This is a genomic window from Singulisphaera acidiphila DSM 18658 (assembly GCF_000242455.2).
Taxonomy (GTDB): Bacteria; Planctomycetota; Planctomycetia; order Isosphaerales; family Isosphaeraceae; genus Singulisphaera; species Singulisphaera acidiphila.
Window position 1 is genome coordinate 4,001,490 of sequence record NC_019892.1, and the last position, 26,965, is coordinate 4,028,454.

Sequence of the window (26,965 nt, forward strand, 5' to 3'; positions counted from 1 at the left end):
ACCCTGCATCGAGCAGCCGGAACCGGCGTTCAACGCAAATGTTCGACCGAACCGGTTGCCAGCGCGATCAGCACGGCCAAGACCAAAACGAGGGCCACGACCGCTCTCAGCCGAGAGACGCCCGACTGGAACCGGATCACCGCCTCCGGTTTTCCCTCCAGCCCTTCGAGGAAGGCAATCCGCCGCGCAATGCTGCCATGCCTCCACGATCGCGTCTGGAACTCCATCCCGTTCAAGGTGGCGACGTTCGTGAGCGCGTTGGCGAAAATCCGGATCCCGACCGGGCAGAGTCCGGTCGCGGACGAGCCCCGGCCCGGCTGGCGATCGAGGTCATGGTGGGGAGGGCATTCGGCCCGGTCACACGAGACGGCTCGGCACCCGAAAACATCGGCCTGCCGCTCAAAACGTCTCGAAACGTGCCCAAACACCACAAGGAAGTAAAGACCGGCCGTAAGGAGAACCATCACCGCCTGAATGATCGTGGCGAGGATGGGATGCGACTGGCCGCCCAGGACATTCGAAAGGGCGAGCAGGGGCGGGTCGATCGCCTCGCCGAGCAGGGCCAGCACGCCCAGGCTGCCCAGGAAAAAGAAGCCAAAATAGAGGAGATGGCGATGCGCGATGTGGCCGATCTCGTGGCCGAAGACAGCGGCGATCTCATGGTCGTTGAGGCAGTCGATCAAGGCATCCGTCAGGAGGACGTAGCGGAACCGGGGCAATGACCCCGTCACACAGGCATTGACGACCGATTGCCCCGTGTCCCAGATCAGGATATCCGAGCAGCGGAAGCCGAGTCGCTGCGCCTGGTGTTCCAGCCGTTCTCGCAAGGGGCCGTGGGGCAGGGGGCGGGTCGGCCAGGCGAGCCGGATGAAGACCGGCGAGAGGACCAGGACGAGTAGGCCCATCAGACAGACCTCGAACGGCAAGGCCCAGGCGCTCGCCGCCAGCGCCGGCCATTGACGACTCACCAGGTCTTGCCCGAGCGAGAAGACGACCAGGACCGGCAGCACAAGGCCCAAGGTCTGCCGCGCCCGGAGCATCACGTAACGCCCACGGCCGGTCGTCCGAGTCACTCCAAAGCCGGCTCGCAGCTTTTTCTCGGCAGGATAGAGTCCCCACCAGCTCACGAGTTGCATCAGCACGAACGGAAGCAGGATCAGGGCTTCCTCGACGACGGTCACCGAACCTCTTCCGAGTGCGGTCCGCACGACTCGAGGCCACTCCCACTGATGAATGATCGCGCTGAAACTGACCAGGATGAGGATCTCAAGAATCCGAGCGCACCGCGAGTAACCACGGCGGAGCGCCTGGCTTGCGTGCCCGGAACGGGCCACTCGGGCCGAGACCCAAAATCCAAGTCCCATCGACGCCAGGGATACCAACGTCACCAGGCCGAACGTCGCCGTGACGCGTCTTCCCAGTTCGGCGTTCGGAAGAGGAGCAAAAGGGCCTGCCGACTCGAGCCCGAAGGCGAGAAAGAGGGCGAACAGCAAAGGGAGCGGCATGCAGCCTCGTCCAAAGCAGGTGTTGCGAAACACAATCCGGAGATCAGGTCGAACCGTGGAGGGAGACCGCCGGGGTTGACTGGTCCGACGAAACTCCTCCCGCAAAGGGGGGCACGACCACCCTCCCTTTAATCTCCTTGCCAGAGCATAGGTTCCCAATGGTGGGCCGGGGCCACCAGCTTTCGTCTTTTCTGGGAGGAGAGGCCTCAGCCTACCACCAACAAAGCGGGAAGGGGGGTGGAAGCCTATCCTGGATTTAGAGCGATTTTTGTTCGGGCAATCACTGGCCGAACGAATCGGGCGGCTGGGGTCCGAGTCCGGCCCTCAGCCACCCCATTGTAAGCACGTCAAAGGGAGAGCGTTAACAAAATGGAGAATCAATAAGACACCGGCACCCCGACAAGCGAGGGTGGGGCAGGTCGCTCAAAGCTGCGCCACACCGATGACGACAAGCTGAACCGGCAGCGGGACAGCCTCGGTTTCCCCGTTGGGAACGAGATTGAGCGTGGAGACAACGCCCCAGGTATTCTTTTCCTCGTCGTGGACGATCGATGGCCCCCCCTTGGGTGCGGACTCAGGGGCTTCGAGCAACATCAAGATCGCGGGGTGGCTGGTCCCTGCCGACTCCGCACTCTCTTCGTGCAAGAGCTTCTGGGCCAGGTCACCGAGCGTCTTGTCCTTCGCCGCTGGCAAGAGCAGGGCAAAGTCACGGAACGGACTCGCGCCAAGGTGGTCGCCATTCATGGGCTGAAGCCCATAGCGCATGGTATAGACACCTTTGCTAATCGCCTGGTCGCGGAAGTCCCGCCCCTCGTCGGGGAAGCGAAGCGCCCCGATCAGTTCCCCCGTCTTGAGGGTCGGAAAGAGGATCGGTCCCTGAGGGCCGGCCGGTTTGCCGGAAGCCGGAGTAGCCTTGCGGAACCAGATGTCGGCGTAGGGCTTCCCCTGGTCGTCGACGATCCGGATCCCTTCGGAGTTCAGCGTCTCCTTGATGGGGCCGGCCAAGGCCGAAGGGGGAGCCTCCTTCAACGGCTCAACCTTGAACGACTCCTGGGCCTGAACGCTTGCAGGGAGCAGCAAACCGACCAGCGCGAGCACACGGTTCCAACGCATAAGGAGTCTCGATTCTCAAACGTCTTGATGGGAAGTCGTCAGTGCGGCCGAATCCGCCGCCTCGCCCAATATGGGCACGTGTGGAATAACTCGTCACGAGAAAACGCCGATGAAAGGCCCGATGGTCGGATCGGGCCTCCCCTCGGCGTTCCATTTGGGTCATTCGGATCGGCCGAGACCTCGGCCGTCGGCCTCAATCAAAGCGTGAAGCGACCGACATAGCTGCTACGGCAGTTCGGGTCGTCCCACTTTGACTCCAGCCCTTGCCCCTTATACTGGTTGCCGAGCGTGTAGGCCGGCACGGCCACAACACCCTTGGAAAGCGGAGAGTAGGCGACGACTTCGTTGCCGCAGAAGTGATCGTTCTCGTCGAGCGGACGGGTGACGATCTGAGCCAGGTTGGCGGCCCAAAACGAGGCGCGAGGAGCTTGCGGCATGCCGTGCGCGGCGTGGCTCTCATCCGCGTCAGCCATCGAGTGAGCCTCGACCTTCAAGCGGATTTGAGACGTCTTGACGTCAACGACGTTGGCCAGCCGATTGCCGCCGAGCTCTCGGGCCATCGCGATCAAGGCCTCGCGCTGCGGCACGCTGGCGTTGGCATCCACAATGATCACCGCCCGAGCCTGATCGGGTTTATCTTCGGAGAGGGTCGTCGAAGCCTGAAGGGCCGCGGCGACGCTCAAGCCGTTCAGTTCGACGCCGTTGTATGAACCTTCGGTCACCTTCCAGGCCATGATGGCCTGCTTGCCGTAGATGAAAACCTCGGCATTGGAGAAGCAAGGGCCGGTGAAAACATCAGCCGTGCGGGCCTCGACGTAGTCTCCGCGAATTCCGGCCGCGCCGGCCACGCTCACGCCAGAAACGACCAGAGCCCCGCAAAGGGCACTCAGAGCTTTGAACATGGTTCCTGCTCCAGGATCGCATAAAGGAAAGGTGGGGGGCGGATGGAACCCTCGAACCTTCAACGCAAATTGGATTATGCGAGGCGATCAGAGCCGAAGTCAAGGGCCGGCGGGTGCGCCCGGCGCGGGGGGTAAACCGAACAGGTGAATCTCGATCCGGCGATTTCGAGCCCTCGACGCATCATCCAACTCCTCCGCCACAGACTCGAACGACTCGAATCCGGCGACCTCAATCCGCGCAGGATCGATCTGCGCCTCGGCGGCAAGCCGGTCACGAATCCGGGTCGCTCGATCCAGACTGAGATGCCCCGAGGCAGGGGCCTCGTCCTGCTGAAGACTCGCCTGGAGCACCGGCGAACGATCGGTATGGCCGGCCACCAACATCCGGATCTCTTTGGCTCTCGAATCTTGGAAGGAGGCCGCAAGCGCTTTGAGTAAGGGCCGGGCCGCCGGTTTGAGCTGGTCGCTCCCCGGCTCGAAGAGCGCGTCGGACGACAGGGTCAAAACTCCCGAGAGGGGATTGAACTCACAATCGGGCCGCCCCTTTGCAAACACCTCGAAACGGTGGATCATCGACGTCGAGACCGGGTTGGCCGACGCCTGCAACAGACTCTTGACCCGCGCATAGTCCGTAGCCAGTTGCTCGCGCTCATCCTGATAGGCTTGAACGGTCCCCCGCAGACGCTTGACCTCGTCTTCCTGGGCGAGGAGCCGCCGGGCGTCGTCATCCGCACGCTGAGCGAGATCGTTATGTTGCGAGCGCAGACTCAACAGGTTGTCGTTGAGACGAGCCTTATCGGCTTCAAGGGTCTGGCTCAGCTTGTGGCAATCCTCAAGTCGCGATCGGGGAACGACGGCACAACCGGTCAAAAGACCAGCCAATCCGAAGACAACCACCAGACGCGTTGTTCGTGCCGGCCAAGACGGCTCGACCATCCGTTCCGACTCCTTTCGGGACGACCGGCCCACCGAGAACCCCAAAAATCCAAAAAAAAGGGCCAGAGGAACCCGTCCGCACTCCGGCGAACGGGTCCTCAGGTAAAAAGCTCGCAGAATCAGCTCGAGATCAAGCCGGCCAGGCTCTTGACGAGACCGGACGCGGGCGAGTTCCCCTGGAAATCGTAGAGGTTACGCACGAGATCCATCGACACGAATGCCAGGAAGAGCATGAGCAGGGTGGCGACACTGAGCATCCCGACCCAGAGGCCGCCCCACTCCGCCGAAGCCCCGGGCGCGGCCAAGACCGAAGGCGCGGCGGCCGCTCGGCCCGCCGAAGAGGGCGAGTCGCTCTCGCTTTCCACGTCCCAGGCGCTGGCCATCTCGCCGGAGGTCGCTTCCTCAAACCCGTCGTCGTCATCTTCCTCTTCGAGGAGGGCGGGGCCCATCGCGGTCGCCGCGTTCTGGTCGACGTCATCCTCGTCGATTGCAAAGACCTCGGAGCCGGTATCTGCTTCCTCGAGCTCGAAGTCGCTGGCCGCCTCAAGCTGCATGGTCTTGTCATCGGCGTCGCCGTCCGAGGCCAACGCGTCGACCTCGAAGTCGGTATCGTCGAAGATATCCTTCTCGGCCTTGCGAACCGCAGGGGGCGGAGTCGCCGCCAAGCCGGGCTTCTTGGTGGGCTTGGGCGGGGAAGGCATCGCCTTGATGTCGTCACCGCTCAGGGGAGCCAGTTCAATCGAGCTCGCCCCGGCATTCAGGCCCAGCCCCGGCGCCATCTGCAAGTTGATTCCCGAGTCGCTCGGCCGCGACAGGTTGATGCCCGAGAAGCCCGGATCCGCGGCGGTCACGTCCGAGTCGCTCGGCTTGACCATCGGGGTCGCTTCGAATTCGTCGCTCGGCTCCTCGAGTGCACTCAACTCGAAGTCGCTTCCGGAGTCGGGCTGCAAGGCGTCGATCACGCTCGAGGGGGTGAGCTCGAAATCACTGTCCGCCTCTTCCTCATCCTGGATGGCCGGCACTTCTGCCGAGGATCCGAAGACAGGGCTCTTCCGGACCGCCGTGTCGTGCGGCGAAGACGCCAGCGCCTGGTAGTCGGAGGTGTCGTCCGCGATCAGCGTCACGTCCGAGTCGCTCGGCGGCTTGAAGCTGCTGGGCGACGCCAGCCGCACATCCGAGTCGCTCGGGCGAGCTCCCGGTTGAGGAGCGTCGGGAATCAGACGGACGTCGGAATCGCCCGGCAGCTTCCCACCGCTGTTGTGCATGCCGATGATCACCGAGCTCGAGGCGGACATCGGGTTCGGGGGCAGGGACAGGTCGTCGAGCAAGATATCGTGGTCGGAGTTGATATCCGCCTCGGACACATCCATCGTCGCCGGACCAAGGTCCGGGTCAGCGACGCCGAGGTTGTATTCGGAGAGGTCAAAATCATCACCCAGCTCGGCCTGAGTGACGGGCACATCGAGGTCGGAGAGCCGCAATTCGGCATCGCTGCCGAGGCCCCGACGACGTGCCAACTCATCAACATCGACGACGCGGAACCGCCACGAACCACCATCAAGGAACGCGCGGACTTCACGCTGCTGAGCCTTGCCCTGCAATTCCTCGGGACTCATTCCAAGGACGCGGGCAGCTTCTTCGAGAGTATAGAATTGAGCCATGGACGTGCTCCTCGCGGTCGGAGTCGGCCTCAATCGGCCGGTCGTATTCGGTTCGATTCGCGTTCCGAGATCGGCTGAGGAGGGATCGCGACGGCGAACACGCCCACGTTCCCTCGAAACTAACGCGCCGGTTGCCCCAAGGTCTTGATCATCGACTCGACCGAGGCGACATCCGGTTCTGCGTTGTTATACTGACTCAGCTTCATATCCCACTGGTATTGCCGACAGCCCGCGAGCTGAACCGCTCCCTTCGGGTTGGAGGGATCGATCCGGTAGATCGCAAAGGCGTGGGCCTTGGTATCGATTAAGTAAAGATACTGCGATGTTCCGCCGTTGCTCGACGTCGAAAAGGCAATGGTGCCCGAAGCGTCGTTGCCGGCCGCCGCTGCCGCCCGAGACCGTTCTGCGCCAGGCAGGCCTTCTGCCAAAGCCGAAGGTCCCCGTACCGTGCCGAACCCTCCCATAACAGCCAGGCCCAACAACAACCCCGGTACGCCGTAACGCACCACGCCACTCCAGCCACGTAAAGCCATTGCCGTCGTCTCCTCCATGAACCGCCCGGGACGCGCCCCCTGTTCCTCAAGGAGACACACCGAAAAAGAACCAGACCCGAGCCCCGCTATTCCTTTTTGGGGAATCGCAGGACGGAAATTGTTCATCACGAGGCTACCGGCTTTTACCAGCTTTGTCCAGTTTACCACATCCGACGAAGGAAATGAGGCAAGAGATTCAAGTCGGTGTGGGAGAACTGATCCGGAATCACCGGGATGGGCATTTCTACACTGATAATTTTACCCGTTCGACCTAATGCTGCAAGGCCAGAGCAAGAGGCTGAGCCAGCCATTACGAGGAACGGGTGAGCCCGACTCGTTTATGGTCCCTTTTGATGAACTTTCCGGGTTGATCCCGAGAAACGACCTCTAAAAATTGTTTGACTTTGCTTGAAACAACCGTCACTGTTCGAGTATGGTTTGAGAATTATGACGGTGTCTCGACGAGAACTCGTCAAACCCGCCGCTCCTTTCGGCCGGCCGCTCCCTGCGGTCCCGGAAGAGCGACTCTCTCGCCTCCGTTTCGAAATTCGACGACGAGGAGCGATCGATGAACGCTCGACGAACCAAGGGGTCATGGGCGCTGGCACTTTCCGCGCTCTTGGTCTGGCAGGCGGATTCGGCCCGTGGGGCCGATGATCCGTCCCTGATGATCGGAACTCCGTCATCAGTCGCGATCGAACCCACTGGCGCGACACTGCGAGGCCGGCGAGCGACGAGCCAGTTGATCGTCACGGCGACCTACGCCGATGGCACGGTGCGCGACCTGACACGCGCCTTGGAATGGGTCAGCCTCAACCCCGAGATCGCCACCGTAACCCCCAAGGGGCGAGTGTTGCCCGTTGGCGACGGCGCGGCCACGATTGTAGCGCGCCGCGGAAGCGTCGAAGCGACGACCGTCGTTAACGTCGAGAAGATGGGCCAGCCCGCGCCGGTCAGCTTCCGGCGCGATGTGATGCCCGCGCTCAGCCAGGCCGGATGCAACATGGGCGCCTGCCACGGCACCCCGACCGGCAAGGGGGGGTTCCGGCTCAGCCTCCGTGGCTATCTCCCCGACCAAGATTATTTCACGCTCACCCGCGAGGCGGCCGGCCGGCGAATCAATCCGCTCGCGGCCGAGACCAGCCTGCTCCTCCGGAAGCCGATCGGCGAGCTTCCCCACGAGGGCGGGCTGCGGCTGATCCGCAATACCAAGGCCTACGAATTCCTCCACGACTGGATCCAGGAGGGGGGGAAAGACGACCCCGGGGCCGTGGCCCCCGTCCGGCTTGAGATCCGGCCTGGCGCTCGCGTCCTCAACGACGTCGCCAAGACGCAGCAGGTCGTCTCCCTGCTCCACATGGCCGATGGCACGGTCCGTGACGTCACCTCGATCGGCTACTACGACTCCTCGAATCCCGAGATCGCCGAGGTCGACGTGGATGGCCACGTCACCTTCAAGTCGCGTGGCGAAGTGGCGATCATCGCCCACTACCTCGACCTGGTCGCCAACGTCAGGCTGACCCACCTGGTCGAGGTCCCCGGCTTCAAGCTGGCCGAGGTTCCCGCGGACAACCTGATCGACAAGACGGTCTTCGCCAAGCTGAACCGCATGCGGATCAGCCCGTCCGAGCCGTGCACCGACTCAGAGTTCATCCGCCGGGCCTACCTCGACACCATCGGGGTCTTGCCGCGCCCCAACGAAGTCGAGGAGTTTCTGGCCGACCCCTCGCCCAACCGCCGGGTCCAACTGGTCGACCGGTTGCTGATCCGCCCGGAGTTCTACGACTTCTGGACCTTGAAGTTCGCCGATATCCTTCGGGCCAACGGCCGCCTCATCCAGTCGAAGGGGACGTTTGGATTCAACCGCTGGATCCGCGCGCACCTCGAGAAGAACACGCCGATGGACCAGTTCGTTCGCGAGTTGCTGACGGCCGACGGCTCGGCCTTCAAGAACCCGCCGGCAAACTACTACCGGATCAGCCGAGACCCGGAGAACCTGACCGAAACGACCGCTCAGCTTTTCCTGGGCGTCCGGATCCAGTGCGCCAAGTGCCACAACCACGTCTTCGAGAAGTGGACCCAGGACGACTACTACGGCTTTGCCGCCTTCTTCGCCCGGGTCCGCCAGAAGAAGGGGGCACTGCCCGAAGATGAAGTCGTCTTCAGCGCGAACGATGGCGAAGTGCGTCAGCCGAGGACGGGGCAAGTCATGAAGCCGAAGGTGCTCGGCGGCCCCGTGCTCGACGACCCGGCGATGCCGGACCGCCGGATGGCGCTCGCCACCTGGCTGACCGGCCCTGCCAACCCGTTCTTCGCCAAGAGCCTGGTCAACCGGGTCTGGTATCACCTGATCGGCCGTGGGATCGTCGAGCCGGTCGATGACTTCCGCGACTCGAACCCCTCCTCCAACGATGAGTTGCTGGATGGCTTGACCGCCGAGTTCGTCCAGGCGAAGTTCGACCTCAGGGCGCTGATCCGGTCGATCTTGATGAGCCGGACCTATCAGCTCAGTGCGCGCACGAACGAGCTGAACGGCGACGACACGCTCTACTTCTCGCACGCCTTTACCAAGCTCTTGCCCGCCGAGGTCCTCCTCGACGCGATCTCGACGGTCACCTCGACCGTCACAACGTTCGACAACCTCCCCAAGGGGTTCCGAGCGACGCAGATCCCCGACGGCAAGATGGAGAACCCCTTCCTCAAGACGTTCGGCCGCCCCGCCCGTGAACTCGCCTGCGAGTGCGAACGGGAAAGCGACTCGAACCTCTCGCAGGCCTTGCAGCTCATCGGGGGCGCCACCGTCAACGGTAAGCTCCGTGACGACAACGGCCGCATGGCCACCCTGGCCAAGAGCACGAAGACACCCGAGGAGATCACCAAGGAACTCTACCTGGTGGCCCTCGCTCGCGACCCCAACGCCAGTGAGATGGCCGCGGCCGTCAAGCACCTGAACGCCGCGACCGATCGCCGCCAGGCCGTCGAAGACCTGGGATGGGTCTTGATTAACTCGAAAGAGTTCTTGTTCAGACATTGATAGAACAGACTGAACGAGTTCCGATCGAAACCGCGACGGGCCTGAGGCCGCTTCAATGCAGCCTCAGGCCCGTCGCTTTGTTTTTCGTTTGATCTTGAAGGTGCGACAGCCCAATCCCCCACCGTAACAATCTCTATCCCAGCGGTCTTTCCCTCGAAAAAAAGGCAATCCGGAGAGGTGGCCAAAGGGAAACTGGTCTTTATCGGCGACAGCCCCACTCTGGCATTGCCTTTTTTCGGGGATTGGCCAAAAATGCCGCCGCCTTGAGGTCGAAGGATGGCGAGGCACCTGGTCCATGACGGGCTGGGTTCATGGCTGGCAAGGAGGCTAGAGCCGATGGCACGCTGGTTTGTGGACCGTTTGCCGCAGCAAGGGATTCCATCGGTCAGCCTGCGACGACTCCTGCCCGAGGCCCAGTTCGTGGGATGCCACGACTGGGAAGTTTCCGGGTGTACGGCAGACAGTCGCCGGCTTGACCCAGGGCAGTTGTTCGTCGCGGTGCGGGGAGTCCGGCACGATGGGCACGCGTTCGTCGAGCAGGCACTCGAGCGGGGCGCGGCGGGGGTGGTGGTCGAACGACCTTGCCCGGAAGCAGGCCGACTCCAGGTGATCGTTCCCGACTCCCGCGCGGCACTGGCCAAGCTCTGCCAGGCCCTGGCGGGCGACCCATCCAAACATCTCTCAATCCTCGGCGTGACCGGAACCTGCGGCCGCACGCTGACGAGCCTGTTCATCCGGTCGATCTTCGAGGCGACCGGCGTCCGATTTGGGCTCATCGGTTCGCTGGGCTGGTCCGACGGCGTGGCGACCCGTTCGGTCTCCGATACCTTTCCGGGGGCCGAAGGCCTGGCCTCGATGCTCGCCGCGATGGTCGAGCGCGGCTGTGCGGGGGGGGTCGTAGAAATCCCCGCGCTCGCACTCGATCAGCGCAAGGTCGACGGCCTGGAGTTCGACACCGCCGTGGTGACGGACCTGAGCGCACTTGTTGATACCGACGCCGACAGCCTCACGACGCGACGCCGGCGCAAGGCACGCCTGTTCCGCAAAGTCGTGAGTGGGGGAACGGCGATCGTCAACGCGGATGATCCCCAGGCCGCACTCCTGGGAGCCGTCAATCTCGACGCGCGCTTCGTCACCTTCGGAGTCGATCGTCCGGCCGACGTCACCGCGAAAATCGACCGGCTCGACGAGCGTGGGTCGCGGTTCTTCCTACGTGGCTTCGCTCGCGAGGTGGTCGTCGAGTCGCCATTGATCGGCCCCGCACAGATTTCTCAGGCGATGGCCGCAGCCGCCGTGGCCTGGTCCCACGGCCTCCCGGTCGAAGCCGTTGTGGCGGGTCTGGAGACAGCCACGAAAGTTCCTGGGGAACTCGAGGCCGTGGTTGAAGGGCAAGGCTTCGGCGTCTGGATCGATCAAGCGCGGAACGGGGCCGAGCTCGAGCAGGCGCTCGGTGCGCTCCGAGCTATCGGTGCCCAGCGAATTCACTGCGTCTTCGGCGCAGAGGGCCTTCACGAGCGCAGCGAGCGACTCGGCCTGGCCAAAGCGGCCGAAGCAGGGGCCGACCGCGTGACCCTGACGACCGATAACCCACGGACCGAAGACGTCGACCAGATCATCGACGACCTACTCGCCGGCTTCCACCGTCCCGGCCGCGTCCGGGTCGAGCTTGATCGTCGTTCCGCCATTGAGGCGACGCTCGCCGACGCCCAACCGGGCGATGCCGTCTTGATCGCCGGCAAAGGCGTGCGAACCTTTCAGATCCTCGCCGATCGTGCCCTCCACTTCGACGACAAAGCGGTCGCCACGGAATGGCTCCGCTCACGCCACCAACTCCCCCGCCGAACCTCCGCCTGACACCACCACACCCCGATCGACAATCTCCACCACGGCTCAGTCGGTATCGGCAACCACGCTTGATTATCCATCAAGGTGTTGTCTCAGTCTTAATAGGGTTGTTTTCAGCCTGCCGTCCCTTGGGAATCGCGGCAGGTTGAAGCTTCCCTTCCCTCCAACACAGCAACGCCCCCTACCCAACAACCCAGTCAGCCGATTCCGTGCAGCCTCGTGAGGGCAACCGCCAGTGCCAACCCTTGATACGTTGGCTCGGTCGCCCCTCCAGCGCGACAATGCACAAAATCAGGTCGAACATTCCCCAAGGAGCTTCACCCCTGGCAAGGAACGGTCCCCCCTCCGAGAAAAGACAAGCGTTGCTTTTCCCGTTCTCAATTTCGCAAATCTGAAATGACATGCGTGCGAAACCGTCCCTAGCTGCTGGTTCGGCATAGCCCCGAGGGGCCACCGTTCCTGCGCCAGGGATGGGCCTCGAGAATCATTCGACATGTTTACCCATTGAACACCCCGCAAGGACAACCGACTGAGCAAACCCTCAGCTCTTGACGGTCACACCTCCGGGGCCACTCAATGCTTACGGATTGACGACCCAATCCAATCACCAATACGATACATACTCATAAGGACGAACATCTCACTGCGACGATCGGCCGACCCGGGCCTCTTCGGGCAACTCGAGAATCTGCCCTTCGACCAGGTTGCGGGGATCGTCGTTGAGGATGTCGCGGTTCAAGTCGTAGATCTCGTCGGCGCGGCGGGCGTCGTTCAAGGTATCACGTGCGATACTTCGGAGCGTCTCGTGGGCGCGAACCTTGTACCGAGGCCGGGACACCTGATAACGCTTCCCAGGCGGGGGATCCAGCTCTTCGGCCGATTGCAACCGGCTCCGTCGAGAGATCATCGAATTGTCGATCGGCAAAATCAGCTCGACTTCCGACGAGGATTGCGCGGCCGTATCACCCGAGTCATTCTCATTCGACTTCGAGCGTGACGTCTTACGAATCTGTGAACTCCCACGGGAGGCCGACGAACTGGTCTTTCGCGGGGGTGCGATCAGGGTTCGGTCGAGCGCTTCCGGGGGCGGGATCACAATGGTCTGGCCGACCGCGAGTTGGTCAGGGGCCGAGACGGTCCGGCTGTTGGCCTTCCACAAAGCCACGTAAAAACGACCCGAGTTATAGTAATACTTGGAGATCGTCCAGAAGTTTTCGCCGCTCTGCACTACGTGCAACTCAGGTGTGAGCGGGTCCACCTCAGTCTCCTCCGCCTTGGCCGCGACCGCGCCTGCGGCGGTCATGGACGCGCCGGTTGCGACGGCGGCGGCCGGAGCCAGCTTCACCGGCAGATCATCCTCCAGGCTCCGGCCCTTTCCCGCGTTCGGGATCGGGATTCCTTCACCCGGCTTGATCTCGGGCGGAGCGGAAGAGAGGGCCATCGCGTCATCGCTCGACGGCGGCGAGGCGAAGTTGGGAACCTCTTCGGCCGGCCGGACCGCCGACGCTCCCGGGTCCATCGCGGCGGGCGCACCAGCCACGGCCGTTTGGCCAGTTCCCGAGGTCGGCGCGGTACCGGGAAGAGCAAGCCCCGATCCCAGATCGGGCGACTGCGGCGGTGGGACAGCAGCTTGTGCCGGAACGCTCACATCAGGCGCGGCCGTAGCCGCGGGGAGGGCCGGGGCACTCGCGTCAGATGCAGTCACAAGGGGAGCGGCCGCTTCAGTCGAGGCGGTCGCGTCAGGCACGGTCGCGGGGGAAGCCGCAGCTTGAGCCGGGGTGGTCGCGTCGGGCACGGTCGCGGGGGAAGCCGTAGCTTGAGCCGAGGTGCTCGCATTAGGCTCGGCCGCGAGCGAGTCAACTGGCGCAGGGAGCCCCGTAGCAGCGGGCAGTTCCGATTTCCCAGATTCCGGCTCGCTCGCCGACAATAAGTTCGGTCCTGCCGCTGGAGCCGGAGTTGGAGTCGACGCAGGTGCCGGGTCGGTGGGAGTGGGCAAGTTCTTGACCTGCTCATCCGTCCCCGTTGGTCCGGTTGTTGTGGCGGGCTGAGGGAGTGCCTGCTCAGGCCCCTTCACATCACTCAAATCGTGGTGACCGAGCCCCGTCTCTGTGGCCAGGGAAGGGAGAGACGTATTCTCACCTGGTGGCGTGGTGAGGTCGTGATCCATTTCCGTCCCCGCATCCTGCACCTTCGCGTCGGCCAACGCAGAATTGCCGGTGTCAGAGGAAGGGGGGAGAGGGGGATTCGTCTCCATGGGATCAGGCGGAGTTACGTCCTCTTTCTTCTGATCTGGCTTTTCAGCCTGCTTCTTGTCTCGAGTCTTATCTTTCTCTTTGCCCGTGCCCGTGCCCGGAACGGATTCGGGCTTCGCGCTCGAAGAGTCCGATGACGATCCCTCAGTCGAGGCAATGGACATGGAAAGCGGCTTGGGCCCCTTCTTGGAGCCCTTATTCACAAGCAGGACGGAGACCAGAATCACAAACGAGAGCAGCGCCGCAACGCCAAACCGAGTCTCGCGCTTCCACTTGGCAACGCCGGCCTTGCTGCGGTGGGCAAACGGGAGGCGGGGAGCCTTCTTCGGGGCATGTTCATGCTCCGCTCCGTGCCCCTCATGTTCGTGCTCGTGCTCGTACGCCCCCTCGAGCTCCGATTCGGGGGCGATCGCTGCGTCGGGCAGGTGGTCATGTTCACTCAACGGTCGTCCCTCCTCTCCTTCGAGCGGCTGTAGGACGGCAACGGCGGATCTTCCTGAATCGGACATCGCTCGGCGACCCTCAATTTCGCGCTTCGCGCTCGGGGGTTGACAGCCATCTCCTCGGCCGACGCCATCACGGGCTTGCGAGTCAGAGCCTTCAAGTTCGGGTCATCGCGGAACGCCACTTTCACACGCCGGTCCTCCAGTGAGTGGAAGCTGATGATGACCGCGCGGCCTCCGGGACGGAGCAAGTCGGGCAGTTGCTCCAGGATCGACTCCAGATGGTCGAGTTCGTCATTGACCCGGATCCGGAGCGCCTGGAAAACCCGAGTGGCGGGGTCGATCGGCCCCCACTTCCCCGGGATGCTCTTGCGCACGATCTCGGCGAGCCGGCCTGTCGTCGTGATCGGCACGATCCGCCGACCTTCCACGATCCGCTTTGCCACTCGCCTGCTGTACCGCTCCTCCCCATACTCGAAGAACAGGTTGGCCAGTTCCTCTTCTTTCCAGGTGTTCACGACCTCGGCCGCCGTCAGCGACGCATTGGGGTCGAAGCGCATGTCGAGCGGGCCGTCGACCGCAAAGCTGAAACCCCGTTCCGCCCAGGCCAACTGATCCGACGACAGTCCCAGATCGAGGAGAATTCCGTCGACCGCGTCCAACTCCATTTTGTAGAGAACGTCGGCCAGATCACTGTAAGGGGCCTGAACCAATGAGACCGGCAATCCACTTGTCGCCTGCCCGGCCAGAACCAGCATGTCGGGATCGCGATCGAGACCGATGACTCGACCGGTGGCGCCCACCCTCGTCGCGAGGGCCGCGGCATGCCCACCGGCGCCCACGGTGCCATCCACCCACACGGCCCCTTCGCGCGGAGGGAGCCACGAGAGGACCTCGTTCAAAAGTACCGACCGATGGACTGGCTTCGGCGAATTGGGATCGAGGGACACAGCGGGCTCGTCGATGTGAAAGACCCGTAAAAGATCGGCCGGAACGACACGATCCGAAGCGCCGACTCTAACCTTGTGGGGATTCCTGTCAACCCCGGACGGAATGCGGTGCCCCGTCCAGAACCAGGTCGGGGGAACCCAGTGGCTGGGTCGAAAGAGAATACTGCCATTCGTTTTATCGGTCCGGCCCTGGACTGGACTTCACCGCCTTTCCAGACAAGCCTTGTTCCTCGTCCAACGCACTCCACGGGCCAGAACAACACCGAGATCCCTGCGAAAGAAGAGGCATGACCGGCAATGACATCAACGGTTTCTTTTTTTTAGTCCTTCGAGGTGAGGTCGGCCTGGATCCACGCCACGGACTCCTCTCGACAGGGTGCGCAATCGATACAAAGACCGCTCATCACTGAGGATCAAGCCGTTCGCGGTCGAGGGACGGAGTTGGTGGCGCATCGATTGCATAGAAAGATCCTGATCCTACGGGCGTTCGAATCCGGATCATTCCACCGGAAACGAGAGGCTTCCATGACGGACGAGACGACACCAAAAACAACGTCCTCCCCTGATGTTCCTCCACCGGCCGTGCCTCACAGAGCCATGAACGAGAGCGAAGACCATGTCGACCGTGAGAAGACGACCGCAACGGACGAGGTGGATGAAGCGTCGGAAGAGTCATTCCCCGCGAGCGATTCTCCTTCGTTTACGCCGATCACCTCGATCGGTCCCCCCTCTCGATCGAAGGCGAAGACGTGATACCCTGCAATCGCGGCCTCAAAGGCTTACCTTTGAAGTGCGAACGGATCGAGAGACAATCGTGGCGCGGGCATTGACGGGCTCGAGCCAAGCTGTCGAAGTCATGAACCGCGTCAATCAGGTCGTCGCCTCTTTGAGGAGGACGAGACCATGGATTTCCCTTGGTTCCAGGTCACGAGCAAAGTCGAGTCGGACTTGAATCTCGGCTGACCTCTCACTTTGGTCGGCCATCCCATAATCAGGGACAAGCCGTTTTCAGATCCAAATCGTTGGGCATCGGAGGAACGGAGATGGGTGGAGGATGGATTTTTGCGGTGATTGTCGTCGGGCTGATCGTCGCTGCCCTCTGGGCATTCACGAAGGGAACTCCGACAGGCCGACAGGCTGGATCAGGGTCGGGCAGTTCCGATGAAGTGGCTCAACTCCGCAAGAACCTGCGGGTCAAGGCCCTGGGCAATGACGCTCTGGTCAACCGACTCGTCCAGGCCGAGCGCAATCGGATGCCAGGCGCCAGCGAAGCCGCCTGCTACAAAGCGGCGATCGAGAGTTGGGAACGAGACAACCGATAGGCGGCCCCTGACCCAACTCCTCGCAGATGCGGCCCGCTCTCGAAGGCCACTCGATGCTCTTGGCGGCTCGTCCTTCGGGGCGGGCCGTCGGCGTTTCTCGAGCAAATGGGATTCAACCACAACGGGGTTGTAGTGGATGTCATTGTCCCCGGCATACCGCTCGACGGCTCCGTCATGACTTCATCAATTGAACATTAGACAGTAAAACTAAAGCACTCGCTGCTTATTCTCTTCAAGCCGATCACTCATTGGAAAAGCCTCCCAAGGAATCGACCAGGCGGCAATACTTCCCATGCCTTGGCGATTCGGGTTCACAACTCACCCATACATTTGGTTAGCTTTTCCATAAGTAATCTTCGGCGCTTTGATCAAACCGCCTGCAAGCTTCTCGCCGATCGGATCGACATAAACCCGCCCTGGTTTGTTCGGATTCTCCGGGTTCGTTTCCATCACATGGATATTGAAGATGAACGCGTGGTCGCTCGCGGCGGTGAACCAGTGGACATTGTCTTTATGATCGGAAACGGTCGAGTATTCGCCCGGGGTGAAGGTGCGGTCGACGGTTGGGCGGACGATGTAATGATCCTTGTGATCTTCCAGGCGATCGTAATGCCGGCCCCGGAGGTTGCCTTTGAGGACCAGGAACCCGGTGGCCATGTTGTCGTGGCCGTGAGGAATGACCGAACGTCCTTGGGACATCGCAAAGATCTGCCGGCCGAAGACTTGGGAGGTGGAGAGGCCGGAGACGTTCTTGAAGTCGACCGGCAGGCTTTTCGCTCCATGAGCAGGGTAAGTGACACCTGCCGCCATCCGGTCGAAGTCGAGCGTTTTCAGCAAGGCAGGGAGGTCCACCCGCTGGTAGAGCGCCTCGAGCTGTTTCTGGAATTCGAGGTCTTTGACACGGTGATCGTGGATCTCGCGACTGATTGTCTCGAGTTCTTTGAACCAGCGGTCGACAATGGGCTGAGTCTCGGCTCCGAACAAGCGGCGCACACCCAGCCCCTCAATCAGGGCCAAGGCGGTCAACGACTGCAAGGCGTGTTGGGTAAACTCGCGGCGGGTTTCGAGAGGCATGGCGGCACGCTCCGATACTCGAGGGCCGGGAGAGGGGTTGTGCCCCTCACTGTAGAGCGAGAGCGTCGTGAAAACAATCGCCAGCCCTCGTCCGTTTTGAGTTCCGTTTCGAGTCATCAGAGTGGATGCAACCTCCGTCGCTCTCAAGTCCGGTTCTGCCTCCCCGATGACGCGTCCGCAAGCTATATTGATAAATAGTCTCGAAGAACGAGTCCTCGTTCCGATGCGGAATTTTCCAGGGGAGTCATGCGGTGATCGGAACGACCCTCAACCAGCGGTTTTCCCTCGAGAAGGAGTTGGGTCGAGGGGGCATGGGGGCCGTCTATCGGGCCACAGACCAGATTCTTCAGCGCAGCGTCGCGATCAAGGTCCTCAAGGAGCAAAGCGGCGAAGAGGTGAATCGGCGGATCCGGCTCGAAGCGCAGATCCTCGCGCGACTGCTCCATGACCACGTCGTGCGACTCTACGACTTCGGCGAGGCCAACGGCACCTGGTACCTCGTCATGGAAGAGGTGGACGGGACCAGCTACCTGAGGCGTTGGCGCAGTATCACCCTGGCGGAGCGGCTGCGAATCCTGGCCCACGTGGCCGATGCGCTCGACTACGCCCACCACCAAGGGGTGATTCACCGCGACATGAAGCCGGGGAACGTGCTGCTGACCGCCACCGACCAGCCCAAGCTGTCCGACTTCGGGCTCTCCGTAATGGCCGAGCAGGCGGATGAGTCGGGGACGATCCGCGGAACGCCCCAGTACATGAGTCCCGAACAGGCGAGTGGACAGCGGCTCGACTTTCGAACCGACCTCTATTCACTGGGGGTGATGCTCTACGAGAACGCTACGGGATCGGTTCCGTTCACGGGCAAGTCGATGTCGGTGATCGCTCAGCACGTGAACGCCATTCCCGAGTCGCCAAGAATCCGAAACCCGGCCCTCTCCGAGAGCCTCGAGACCTTGATTCTCCAGTTGCTCTCGAAGAAGCCCGACCACCGGCCCGCATCAGGCTCAGAGATCGCGCGCCGGCTCCGCGAGGAAATGGAGCAGGAACTCGCGCGGGGTACGACATCAACCGGCCAGCTTCCCCTGACGGACGGCGAGCGGGGTCGGCAAGACTCGACAAACGGAACGATCACGCTCTCCGCATCGAAAGCAACGGCCCCGGCACCGACACCGGCTCCCGTGCTCTCCTACGGCGCACCGAAGGCCGCCCCTCCATTAGCCAAGTCGATGCTCGACTCCATCCTGGCCGAGCCGATCATGTTGACGGCCGACGAGCGTTATCTCTGCGGCCACTACCTGGCCTATCTTCTCGGTGGCTCGCGACGCAAAGGGCTCTTGCTCCGGCGCCCGCTCGACCCTCGCAACGCCGACCGCGCGCGGCTCATCCTCGCCATGACCTCGATCATGCTCGCCGGAAACTCGGACGAGTCGATCGCAAACGCAGTGGAGCTGTTGGAACAGCGCCCCGACGTCCGGTCATCACTCAGCCCGATCGTCGTTGCCAAGTATCTCCTGAGCCGCGACTCGCCCGCCAAGACAAAGAAGTTCCGCCGAGCCCGCAAGCAATTGCTTGAAGCCAGCAAGTATGCGCGTGAGCATCTGACCGACGAGAAGGGGGTCCTGAACCCTGGGTTAATGCCGGCCGTCCTCAGCGACCTCCAGAAGGTAGCTCCCGAACGGACCGAGGTCGACGACGAGCTCGTCGAACGTTGGAACCAGGTCGCCGAAGTCTGGCGCGACAACGTGAAGTTCCGAACCGCCGTCCTCCGCTATGCAACCCGCAACGCCGCCAATGACCCGGCCAGCATCGAGCTTTGGCCCGAAGTCGTCTATCCTTTGATCGAACGCGTCCGCTGGCAACGCCAGACGCGCACTAAAGCCGAGGCCATCTGGGACAACGTCTGCGCCCACCTCCTTCATGTGCCCGACGCGGGAGTGCAGCTCGACCGCGCCTTCGAAAAGGCAGTCCCTGCGCAGGTCGTTCAACAACTCGACGCCGACCTCGATTCCTTCGACGACGAGCCCATTCTCGATGCGGACTTCGGACCGGCCGACTCACAGGCGTCGAACGCCGACCGCCTGGCCGTAGGACGATCCAGCGACGGGGCAGTCAACCTCGACGCCCTCGTCGACGACCCAGGTCCGAGTGAAAGAGGGATCGTCAGCCTGACGAACCCCGACCCCTACCGTTTCACGCTCGGCGACCTCGGCGACCTCTGGCAAGAGGCAATCGCCGCCCTCAGGACACCCAACAAGAACAAGCCTGCGCACCGCCTTGTCCCGGTTGGCCCCTATCGCCTGGTCGTCATCCCGTCCGTGCGAGGGCGGTCAGCCGGGCAAGTCGCCATCCAAGGAATGCCGAATAAACAGATCGAGATGCTCACACCCTCGATCCGCATGGGCGGCTCGGGGCGCAAGCCCGTCATCGCCGTCTGGATCTATCGCGACAACAGCCTGGCAGCGACCTATCTCGACTTCAAGAAAAGCGAGAACTACATCCTCTGGCATGCGCCCAACGGCCAGCAATTCAACTTCGATGACCCGGGCGAACTGAACCATATGCTCTACAACCTGGGCATGGAGAGCCCCGACCAGCTCGACCGGGCGCTTTCCAAATCGTTCAAGCCAAAAAAGCCCGTTTAAACAAAACGGGCCGCCCGGGAGAATTGCTTCCACTTTCAGGCGAGCGGAGAGCGTGAGCGCCCTTCGCAAGCCTCATTAAAGACAGGGAGCCGATGCTCCCCGCTCATCTAGAAATCGAAAACAGAAAGGGGATCATCGCGTTGGCAATCACCAACGCGATGCTCTCGTTTTCGTCTCAGGCTCGGCCGGTCGACGCTCAATACTTGCGGACGACACCGACGAGGATCCCGAGGATTTCCACGTTGTCCCGGAAGATGGGCTTCATCGTCTTGTTCGCGGGTTCAAGGCGAACTCGGTTCCGCTCGCGGAAGAACTTTTTGAGGGTCGCTTCCCCTTCGTCGTCGCGCACGGCGACAATCTGGCCGTCGCGGGCTTGGTCCGCCCTCTTGATGACGACGAAGTCGCCGTCGGCGATGTGTTCTTCGATCATCGAGTTTCCCGAAACGCGAAGGGCGAACTTGTCGTCGGCCCCTTCCCATTCCGCGAAGCCGAGCTCCTCGTCCTGCTCGATCGCCTCGATGGGCTGGCCGGCGGCGATCCGGCCGAGGAGTTTCAGGCCCACGACGGGCGCGGAGGTCGGGTCGTCGAGCAATTGAATCGCTCGCGACATGTTCGGCTCGCGATGAATCAGCCCCTTCTTCTGCAGTGCCTTGAGGTGGCACATCACACCGTTGGGGCTCTTGATCTGAAACTGAATGCCGATTTCACGGACGGTCGGCCCGTAGCCACGCCCTTGGATCTTGCTGCGGATGAAGTTGTAAATCTCGCGCTGACGTGAAGTCAGCATCTCGAGGTCGGCCATGGGAAGGCTCCGAAGTCGGCGAATCGCTTGTATCGAGGCCGATGACCGCCTGTACGAACGGACGATCACCAACTGACCCTTTGTGGCTAATGTACACAGGTCGTCTAGCGCACGCGAGAACATTTTCCCGAAAAATGGCGATTCGTCGTTCGGATGATGGTGGATGAGTCGCGAGAAAATGGTGAGAATACCTGTTTTTCCGCAGGACTTCGGCCCTCACGGCGAGGGATTCGGTTTTGTTTGGGACTCATTGGTTTCGCACTTTCGGAGATCGCCATGACCGCGCCGATCCGCGTCCTCGCCCTTCATTCGCATCCGGACGACATCGAATTCCAGTGTGCGGGCACGCTGGCACTCTTGCGTGAGGCGGGCTGTCACCTCACCCTGGCCACGATGACGCCCGGCGACTGTGGAAGCGCGGAGCACGATGCCGAGGCGATCGCCGCGATCCGTCGCGCCGAGTCCGAGGCGGCTGCCGCATTGCTCGGGGCGGACTGCCTCTGCCTGGAATTTCGCGACCTGGCCATCTTCAACGATGATGAGTCCAGGCGGCGCGTGACGGAGGTCTTGCGGCGGACCCGCCCCGACCTGATCCTGACCGCCCCGCCGGCCGACTATCTCTGCGATCACGAGATGACCAGCCTGCTCGTCCGCGACGCCTGCTTCACCGCGCCGATCCCGAACTACGTCACCCGGCAATGGGAGCCGGCCCCCCCCCTCGCCAAGATCCCGCACCTGTATTACGTCGATGCCATTGAGGGCGGGGATCGCGACGGCCGGCTCCAGGCGGCCGGGTTCCACGTCGACGTCACGCGAGTCTTCGAGCTCAAGCGGCAGATGCTCGCCTGCCACGCCAGCCAGCGCAACTGGCTCCTCCGTCAGCATGGCATCGATGAATATCTCGACAGCCAGGCGAAGTGGGGTGCCCAACGCGGGTCGGAGGTCGGGGTCGAGCAGGCCGAGGCATTCCGCCAGTACCTCGGGCACGCCTATCCCCACGACAACCTGCTGCTGAAGCTGGTGGGACAAGACGGCCGAGGCGGCGCGGTCAAGGCGTGAAATAGCCAATCAACTGGGCGAGCATGCTTCGGAGGTCGCGTCGATGCACGATGCGATCGAGGAAACCATGTTCCAGCAGAAACTCGCTGGTCTGGAAACCGTTCGGGAGCTGGACCCGAACGGTCTGGGCGATCACCTTGGGCCCCGCGAAGCCGATCAGCGCCTTCGGCTCGGCCAGGATGATATCGCCGAGCGAGGCGAAGCTCGCGGCCACCCCGCCCATGGTCGGATTCGTCAGGACGCTGATGAAGAGGCCGCCGGCCGCGTGGTGGCGGGCCAGGGCGGCCGAGACTTTGGCCATCTGCATCAACGAGAGAATCCCCTCGTGCATCCGCGCCCCACCGCCCGACCCCGACACGATGACCAGGGGAAGCTGCTGACGGGTCGCTTCCTCCATCGCTCGCGTGAGCTTCTCCCCCACGACCGAGCCCATGCTCCCCATGATGAAGCTGCTGTCGGTCAGCCCGAAGACGAGCCGGATCCCCTTGATAAAGCCCTGACCGACGACGGCCGCCTCGTTCAGGCCGGTCCGCTCTTGCTCCGCGTGAACCCGATCGGGGTAGGGGCGTCGGTCGTTGAACCCGAGCGGATCCCCAGGGCGTAAGTCAGGAAACCATTCCTCGAACGTGTCGGGATCGAGCAACTGGGCGATCCGGTCCACGGCCGAAACCACGAAGTGGTGGTTGCACTCAGGGCAAACGTTGAGGTTCTCCTCGACCTGCTTGCGGAAGAGCGTGGCCTGGCAACCATCGCAGCGCATCCAGACTCCTTCGGGAACCCGCTTGGGTTCGAAGTGTCCGTGCCAGGCATTCACCGTCGGTCGATGTCTCATTGGCCGAGGTCCGTGATTCCTCAAAGCAGAATTAAAGGAGCAGGGGGGGGATCCGTTGAAAAAAACCAAGAGGGCAAGTGAACCAGCGTTTCCCCGTCGTGTCCTCTGCCTGTCTGTCATCGGACAGGAGAACTCCGGAAATCGCTTTTTCAGTGGCCGTTGCGTTCGGACTCGGGCATAAACTCGATTCGCTCGAAGCCACCGGTGGGAACACGGTCCTCGAGTTGAACCCGAGGGTCGTGGCGAAGGTAGCAGGCAATCAACTGAGCGAGCGGCTCTCCGGCGACGAGTCCGATCGACTCGTCGTGGTGGCGGCGAATCAGCGGGCGAAGGGCCTGCCTGATCCGCTCCTGGGCATTCTCAATCGTCTCACCGAGGGGGGGGCAGACGGTGACGGGGTCATCGAGCCATTGGCGAAACACCTTGAGGTTGCGCCTTTTGATTTCGTCGAACTGAAGCCCCTGCCACAGTCCCTGATCGAGATTGCGGAGGCAGTCAATCCGCTTCGGACGAAGTCCGAGCGCCTTGCCGACGGTCTCGGCCGTTCGCACGACACTCTCGCCGGGTCCACAATAAAGAGCCGAGAGCCGGGCAATCCCGGAGCAAGGCTCAGCTAATTTTTCGGCGAGCTGAACCACCTCGGCGCGGCCTCGATCGCTCAAGGGGATATCAAGGATCCCCTGGACACGATTCTGCTCGTCGTAGGCGGTCGCGCCGGGCCGGATCAAAACGACCTGGGTCATTCTCGCGACGGTGACCGAGCCCTTAAGGGCAGGCCCCCACCTCATTCGATCCCGCGGCGTGCGCCCTGGACCAACTCGGCCAGGGCTGCCGCGTAGTTGCCATCGTTGCGGAAGACCGCGGAGCCGGCGACCAGTTGCGTGGCCCCGGCCGCGACGGCCTCGGCCGCGGTCGTCGGATTGATACCGCCATCGATCGAGATCGGAAGCTCGGGACGGGCCGCCCGCAAAGTGCGAACCTTCTCGAGAACCGACGGCTCGAACGCCTGCCCGCCAAAACCGGGCATCACGCTCATCACCAGGACGGCATCCAACTCATCCAAAAACGGCTCAATCGCCGACACAGGCGTCGGCGGGTTGAGCGCGAGTGCCGCATGACACCCGGCCGCCCGAATTCGACGAAGCAGGGGAACCGGCTCCGGCACCGCCTCAATATGAAAGATGATAACGTCGCATCCCGCTCGGATGAAATCATCCAGGTAGCGGCCCGGGTCGCTCATCATCAGGTGCGTGTCGAACGGAAAATCAGTCCGAGGCCGCCAATCTTTAATCACAGGAGCACCGTAACTGAGGTTAGGCACGAAGTGCCCGTCCATCACGTCAAGGTGGACCGCGATCGTCCCCGCCTGCTTCAGCGCCTCGAGCTCGTCGGCAATCCGCGCGAAGTCACAGTTCAGAAGCGACGGCGTCACCAAAGGACGCTCCGCTCCCTTCAAAACTTCAAGCCGGCCCTCACGTGCGGCCGGCGATTGGCGTACCTCTGCCATAAACCTGTTCGCTCCCCCAACCCGGACGAGAACCAACTCGGCCGGGACGATCCGCCCAGATCAAAAAAATGAGCGGCCCTTATCGTTAACGATCGGGAATGACCTTCAAGGAATTGAACGATTTTCCTTCGAGGCACTCAAGGAAGGCACCACCACCGGTCGAGACGTGGGTCATTTTCTCGGCATAACCGAACTCTTCGACCGCTTCAGCCGTCTCACCGCCACCAACGACGGTCACCGCCGCCGAGTCGGCCATGGCTTCAGCCACCTTGACCGTCCCCTTGCGGAACGGCTCATCCTCGAACTTGCCCATCGGCCCGTTCCAGATCACCGTGCCGGCGTTCTTGATCAGTTCACCGTAAGCGGCTGCGGTCGCCGGGCCGATGTCGAGGCCGAGCCAGCCGTCAGGGATCTCGGTCCCCGCCACGACCTTGGTCTCGGCAGAGGGGTCAAGGGACGTGGACACCAGGTGATCCTGGGGCAGGACCAGCTTGTCGCCGGCCAACTGGAGCAGGTGGCGGGCCTCGTCAAGCTTGTCGGCCTCGACTCGGCTCTTCCCGGTCGGATGTCCCTGGGCTTTCAGGAACGTGTAGGTCATGGCGCCCCCGATCAGGAGCCGCTCAACCTTGGGGAGCAGGTTCTCGATGACCAGGATCTTGTCAGAGACCTTCGCCCCGCCCATCAGCGCGACCATGGGGGGCTTGGGATGCCCGAGCAAGGTGTCGAGGATCTGCAGCTCTTTCTCGACCAGGAACCCGATGGCCCGGCGATCGGCCGGGAAGCACTCGGGGACGGCGACCATCGACGCTTCGTCGCGATGGCAAGTCCCGAAGGCGTCGTTGACATAGGCGTCGGCGAGCCCGGCCAGCGCGGCCGCGAACGTCGGGTCCCCCTTCTTCTCGCCCGGGTTGAACCGCACGTTCTCGAGAACGAGCACTCCCCCCGGAGCCAACGTGGAAGAGGCGGCCTGAGCTTCGGGCCCCACGGTGTCATTGACCTTGGTGACCGGCCGGCCGAGCAACTCTTGAAGCCGTTCCGCCACCCGATCCAACCGGAACGCGGCGTCCTCTTCGGGCTTGCCCGAAGGTCGCCCCAGGTGGCTCACGAGGACAAGGCTCGCCCCATGCTCGAGGGCAAAGTTCAAGGTCGGCAAGGCCGCCTTGATCCGACGGTCATCGGAGACCGCGCCTTCTTTGGTCAGGGGGACGTTGAAGTCGACCCGGACGAGCACCTTCTTGCCACTCAAGTCCAGGTCACGAATGGTCTGCTTGGGCAACGCGAGGATCCTTAGCTCGGGGAAGAACTTATGCCTGATGCCCAATGTCCGAACTCAACTCGGGCATTGGGCATCAGGAATGGGCCACAGCGGCGATCGATCAACCGAACTTGGCAACCTTGGCGATCAACTCGGTGGTCCGGCACGAGTAACCCCACTCGTTGTCGTACCAGGCGATCGTCTTGACCAGGTTCCCCTGGATGACGTTCGTCCATTCGCCCATGAAGATGCAGGAATGCGGGTTGCCGATGATGTCGCTCGAGACCAAGGGGTCGGTCGCGTACTCGATGATCCCCTTGAGCGGGCCATCGGCGGCGGCCTTCATGGCGGCGTTCACTTCTTCCTTCGTCACGTCGCGCTTGAGCTGCGAGGTGAGGTCGGTGATCGATCCATCGGGAACGGGAACTCGCAGCGAGTAGCCGGTGAGCTTGCCGTTGAGGTCGGGAATCACCTCACCCACAGCCTTGGCGGCACCGGTGGTGGAGGGGATGATATTGATCGCGGCCGCGCGGGCACGGTAGGGGTCGGAGTGGATCTGGTCAGCCACACGCTGGTCGTTGGTGTAGGCGTGGCAGGTGGTCATCAAGCCCTTCTCGATGCCGAACGACTCATGCAGCACCTTGGCCATGGGGGCCAGGCAGTTCGTCGTGCAGGAGGCGTTCGAGATGATCCGGTGCTCGGCCTTGAGGATATTGTCGTTGACCCCCAGGACGATCGTGGCGTCGAGCTTATCCTTGGGAGGAGCGCTCAAGATCACCCGGTCGGCACCGGCGTCGAGGTGCTTCTGAAGCGAGGCGCGATTCGTGAAGAAACCGGTCGACTCGAGGGCGACCTGGGTCTTCAAGGCCTTCCAAGGAAGGTTCGCGGGATCCTTCTCCTGGGTGATCTTGATCTCTTTGCCGTTGACGATCAAGGACTGCTCACCCGCCTGCACGGTCCCCTTGAACGGCCCGTGAACGCTGTCGTACTTCAGGAGCAGGGCCAGGTGCTTGGCGTCCGAGAGGTCGTTGATCGCGACAACCTCGAAGTCGTCCGGCCGCGCTGCCAATGCCCGAAAAACAAGTCGGCCAATCCGGCCAAAACCATTGATACCAACTCGAACGGCCATTCGTCCCGCTCCTGCCTTCTACGAAAAGGAATCCAACGCTCGAATTTCAGCCCCGGCGATTCTGCCATTTGAACAGCGTCGACAATCGCTTCGTCTGACCGAGTCCGAATTATAGGCGTCCGCCGAGAAGGCTGTCAACGTAGGGGGTTAAGCGGGCACGATTGGCCCC

21 protein-coding genes are annotated in these 26,965 nt (G+C 62.5%); 6 read left to right on the forward strand and 15 right to left on the reverse strand.

Features of this window, described 5'->3' with window-relative positions:
• Nucleotides 1–29 precede the first annotated feature (29 nt).
• From SINAC_RS15660 to SINAC_RS15685, 6 genes are all read right to left on the reverse strand, one after another.
• The gene (locus tag SINAC_RS15660) at nucleotides 30–1,505 is read right to left on the reverse strand and encodes a M48 family metallopeptidase (RefSeq protein ID WP_015246611.1); all 1,476 of its coding nucleotides are present in this window, start codon (nucleotides 1,503–1,505) and stop codon (nucleotides 30–32) included.
• Nucleotides 1,506–1,928: 423 nt separating this feature from the next.
• Entirely contained in the window at nucleotides 1,929–2,618 is a 690-nt protein-coding gene (locus SINAC_RS15665; protein ID WP_015246612.1) for a hypothetical protein, read from the reverse strand.
• A gap of 197 nt (nucleotides 2,619–2,815) precedes the next feature.
• The gene (locus SINAC_RS15670; protein WP_015246613.1) at nucleotides 2,816–3,520 is read right to left on the reverse strand and encodes a DUF1326 domain-containing protein; all 705 of its coding nucleotides are present in this window, start codon (nucleotides 3,518–3,520) and stop codon (nucleotides 2,816–2,818) included.
• Nucleotides 3,521–3,619: 99 nt separating this feature from the next.
• Nucleotides 3,620–4,456: an OmpA/MotB family protein gene (locus tag SINAC_RS15675; protein WP_015246614.1), complete on the reverse strand. Its 837-nt coding sequence runs from the start codon at nucleotides 4,454–4,456 to the stop codon at nucleotides 3,620–3,622.
• Nucleotides 4,457–4,575: 119 nt separating this feature from the next.
• Entirely contained in the window at nucleotides 4,576–6,117 is a 1,542-nt protein-coding gene (locus SINAC_RS15680) for a helix-turn-helix domain-containing protein (RefSeq protein WP_015246615.1), read from the reverse strand.
• A 119-nt stretch (nucleotides 6,118–6,236) separates the two neighbouring features.
• A complete protein-coding gene (locus SINAC_RS15685) occupies nucleotides 6,237–6,650 on the reverse strand; it encodes a hypothetical protein (RefSeq protein WP_015246616.1) in 414 nt (137 codons plus the stop codon).
• Nucleotides 6,651–7,218: 568 nt separating this feature from the next.
• Here SINAC_RS15685 and SINAC_RS15690 point away from each other — a divergent pair.
• Both SINAC_RS15690 and SINAC_RS15695 read left to right on the forward strand, forming a co-directional pair.
• Nucleotides 7,219–9,684, forward strand: coding sequence for a DUF1549 domain-containing protein (locus SINAC_RS15690; protein WP_015246617.1), 2,466 nt, complete (start codon nucleotides 7,219–7,221; stop codon nucleotides 9,682–9,684).
• 336 nt (nucleotides 9,685–10,020) lie between these two features.
• Nucleotides 10,021–11,538: a Mur ligase family protein gene (locus tag SINAC_RS15695; protein WP_015246618.1), complete on the forward strand. Its 1,518-nt coding sequence runs from the start codon at nucleotides 10,021–10,023 to the stop codon at nucleotides 11,536–11,538.
• A 631-nt stretch (nucleotides 11,539–12,169) separates the two neighbouring features.
• Here the strand turns inward: SINAC_RS15695 and SINAC_RS15700 are convergent.
• Together SINAC_RS15700 and rsmH are read right to left on the reverse strand one after the other, a co-directional pair.
• The gene (locus SINAC_RS15700; RefSeq protein ID WP_015246619.1) at nucleotides 12,170–14,224 is read right to left on the reverse strand and encodes a LysM peptidoglycan-binding domain-containing protein; all 2,055 of its coding nucleotides are present in this window, start codon (nucleotides 14,222–14,224) and stop codon (nucleotides 12,170–12,172) included.
• On the reverse strand, nucleotides 14,221–15,174 hold the full coding sequence (gene rsmH / locus SINAC_RS15705; protein WP_015246620.1) for a 16S rRNA (cytosine(1402)-N(4))-methyltransferase RsmH: 954 nt from the start codon (nucleotides 15,172–15,174) through the stop codon (nucleotides 14,221–14,223). Before rsmH ends, SINAC_RS15700 begins: the two co-directional genes overlap by 4 nt.
• Before the next feature lie 525 nt (nucleotides 15,175–15,699).
• Here rsmH and SINAC_RS15710 point away from each other — a divergent pair.
• Nucleotides 15,700–15,927 carry a hypothetical protein gene (locus SINAC_RS15710; protein ID WP_015246621.1) on the forward strand — a complete coding sequence of 76 codons (228 nt, stop codon included), beginning with the start codon at nucleotides 15,700–15,702 and terminating at the stop codon, nucleotides 15,925–15,927.
• Nucleotides 15,928–16,217: 290 nt separating this feature from the next.
• Nucleotides 16,218–16,496: a hypothetical protein gene (locus tag SINAC_RS15715; RefSeq protein ID WP_015246622.1), complete on the forward strand. Its 279-nt coding sequence runs from the start codon at nucleotides 16,218–16,220 to the stop codon at nucleotides 16,494–16,496.
• Nucleotides 16,497–16,814: 318 nt separating this feature from the next.
• Here the strand turns inward: SINAC_RS15715 and SINAC_RS15720 are convergent, their stop codons facing one another.
• A complete protein-coding gene (locus tag SINAC_RS15720; RefSeq protein ID WP_015246623.1) occupies nucleotides 16,815–17,570 on the reverse strand; it encodes a cupin domain-containing protein in 756 nt (251 codons plus the stop codon).
• A 251-nt stretch (nucleotides 17,571–17,821) separates the two neighbouring features.
• Here SINAC_RS15720 and SINAC_RS37985 point away from each other — a divergent pair, with 251 nt between their 5' ends.
• On the forward strand, nucleotides 17,822–20,212 hold the full coding sequence (locus tag SINAC_RS37985; RefSeq protein WP_015246624.1) for a serine/threonine-protein kinase: 2,391 nt from the start codon (nucleotides 17,822–17,824) through the stop codon (nucleotides 20,210–20,212).
• A gap of 196 nt (nucleotides 20,213–20,408) precedes the next feature.
• On the opposite strand, the gene lexA is transcribed toward SINAC_RS37985, so the two are convergent.
• Nucleotides 20,409–21,014 (reverse strand): transcriptional repressor LexA, encoded by a 606-nt coding sequence (gene lexA / locus SINAC_RS15730; protein ID WP_015246625.1) that lies wholly within the window; start codon nucleotides 21,012–21,014, stop codon nucleotides 20,409–20,411.
• 276 nt (nucleotides 21,015–21,290) lie between these two features.
• On the opposite strand from lexA, the gene SINAC_RS15735 reads away from it, so the two are divergent.
• Complete coding sequence (locus tag SINAC_RS15735) at nucleotides 21,291–22,073, forward strand: PIG-L deacetylase family protein (RefSeq protein WP_015246626.1); 783 nt, start codon at nucleotides 21,291–21,293, stop codon at nucleotides 22,071–22,073.
• On the opposite strand, the gene accD is transcribed toward SINAC_RS15735, so the two are convergent.
• From accD to gap, 5 genes are all read right to left on the reverse strand, one after another.
• A complete protein-coding gene (accD, locus tag SINAC_RS15740) occupies nucleotides 22,063–22,905 on the reverse strand; it encodes an acetyl-CoA carboxylase, carboxyltransferase subunit beta (RefSeq protein WP_015246627.1) in 843 nt (280 codons plus the stop codon). The genes SINAC_RS15735 and accD overlap by 11 nt on opposite strands.
• A 149-nt stretch (nucleotides 22,906–23,054) precedes the next feature.
• Complete coding sequence (locus SINAC_RS15745) at nucleotides 23,055–23,648, reverse strand: histidine phosphatase family protein (protein WP_020466083.1); 594 nt, start codon at nucleotides 23,646–23,648, stop codon at nucleotides 23,055–23,057.
• A 41-nt stretch (nucleotides 23,649–23,689) separates the two neighbouring features.
• Entirely contained in the window at nucleotides 23,690–24,412 is a 723-nt protein-coding gene (gene rpe / locus SINAC_RS15750) for a ribulose-phosphate 3-epimerase (RefSeq protein ID WP_020466082.1), read from the reverse strand.
• An 85-nt stretch (nucleotides 24,413–24,497) separates the two neighbouring features.
• On the reverse strand, nucleotides 24,498–25,688 hold the full coding sequence (locus tag SINAC_RS15755; RefSeq protein ID WP_020466081.1) for a phosphoglycerate kinase: 1,191 nt from the start codon (nucleotides 25,686–25,688) through the stop codon (nucleotides 24,498–24,500).
• Between the two features lie 100 nt (nucleotides 25,689–25,788).
• Nucleotides 25,789–26,796, reverse strand: coding sequence for a type I glyceraldehyde-3-phosphate dehydrogenase (gap, locus tag SINAC_RS15760; protein ID WP_015246631.1), 1,008 nt, complete (start codon nucleotides 26,794–26,796; stop codon nucleotides 25,789–25,791).
• Between the last annotated feature and the right edge of the window lie 169 nt (nucleotides 26,797–26,965).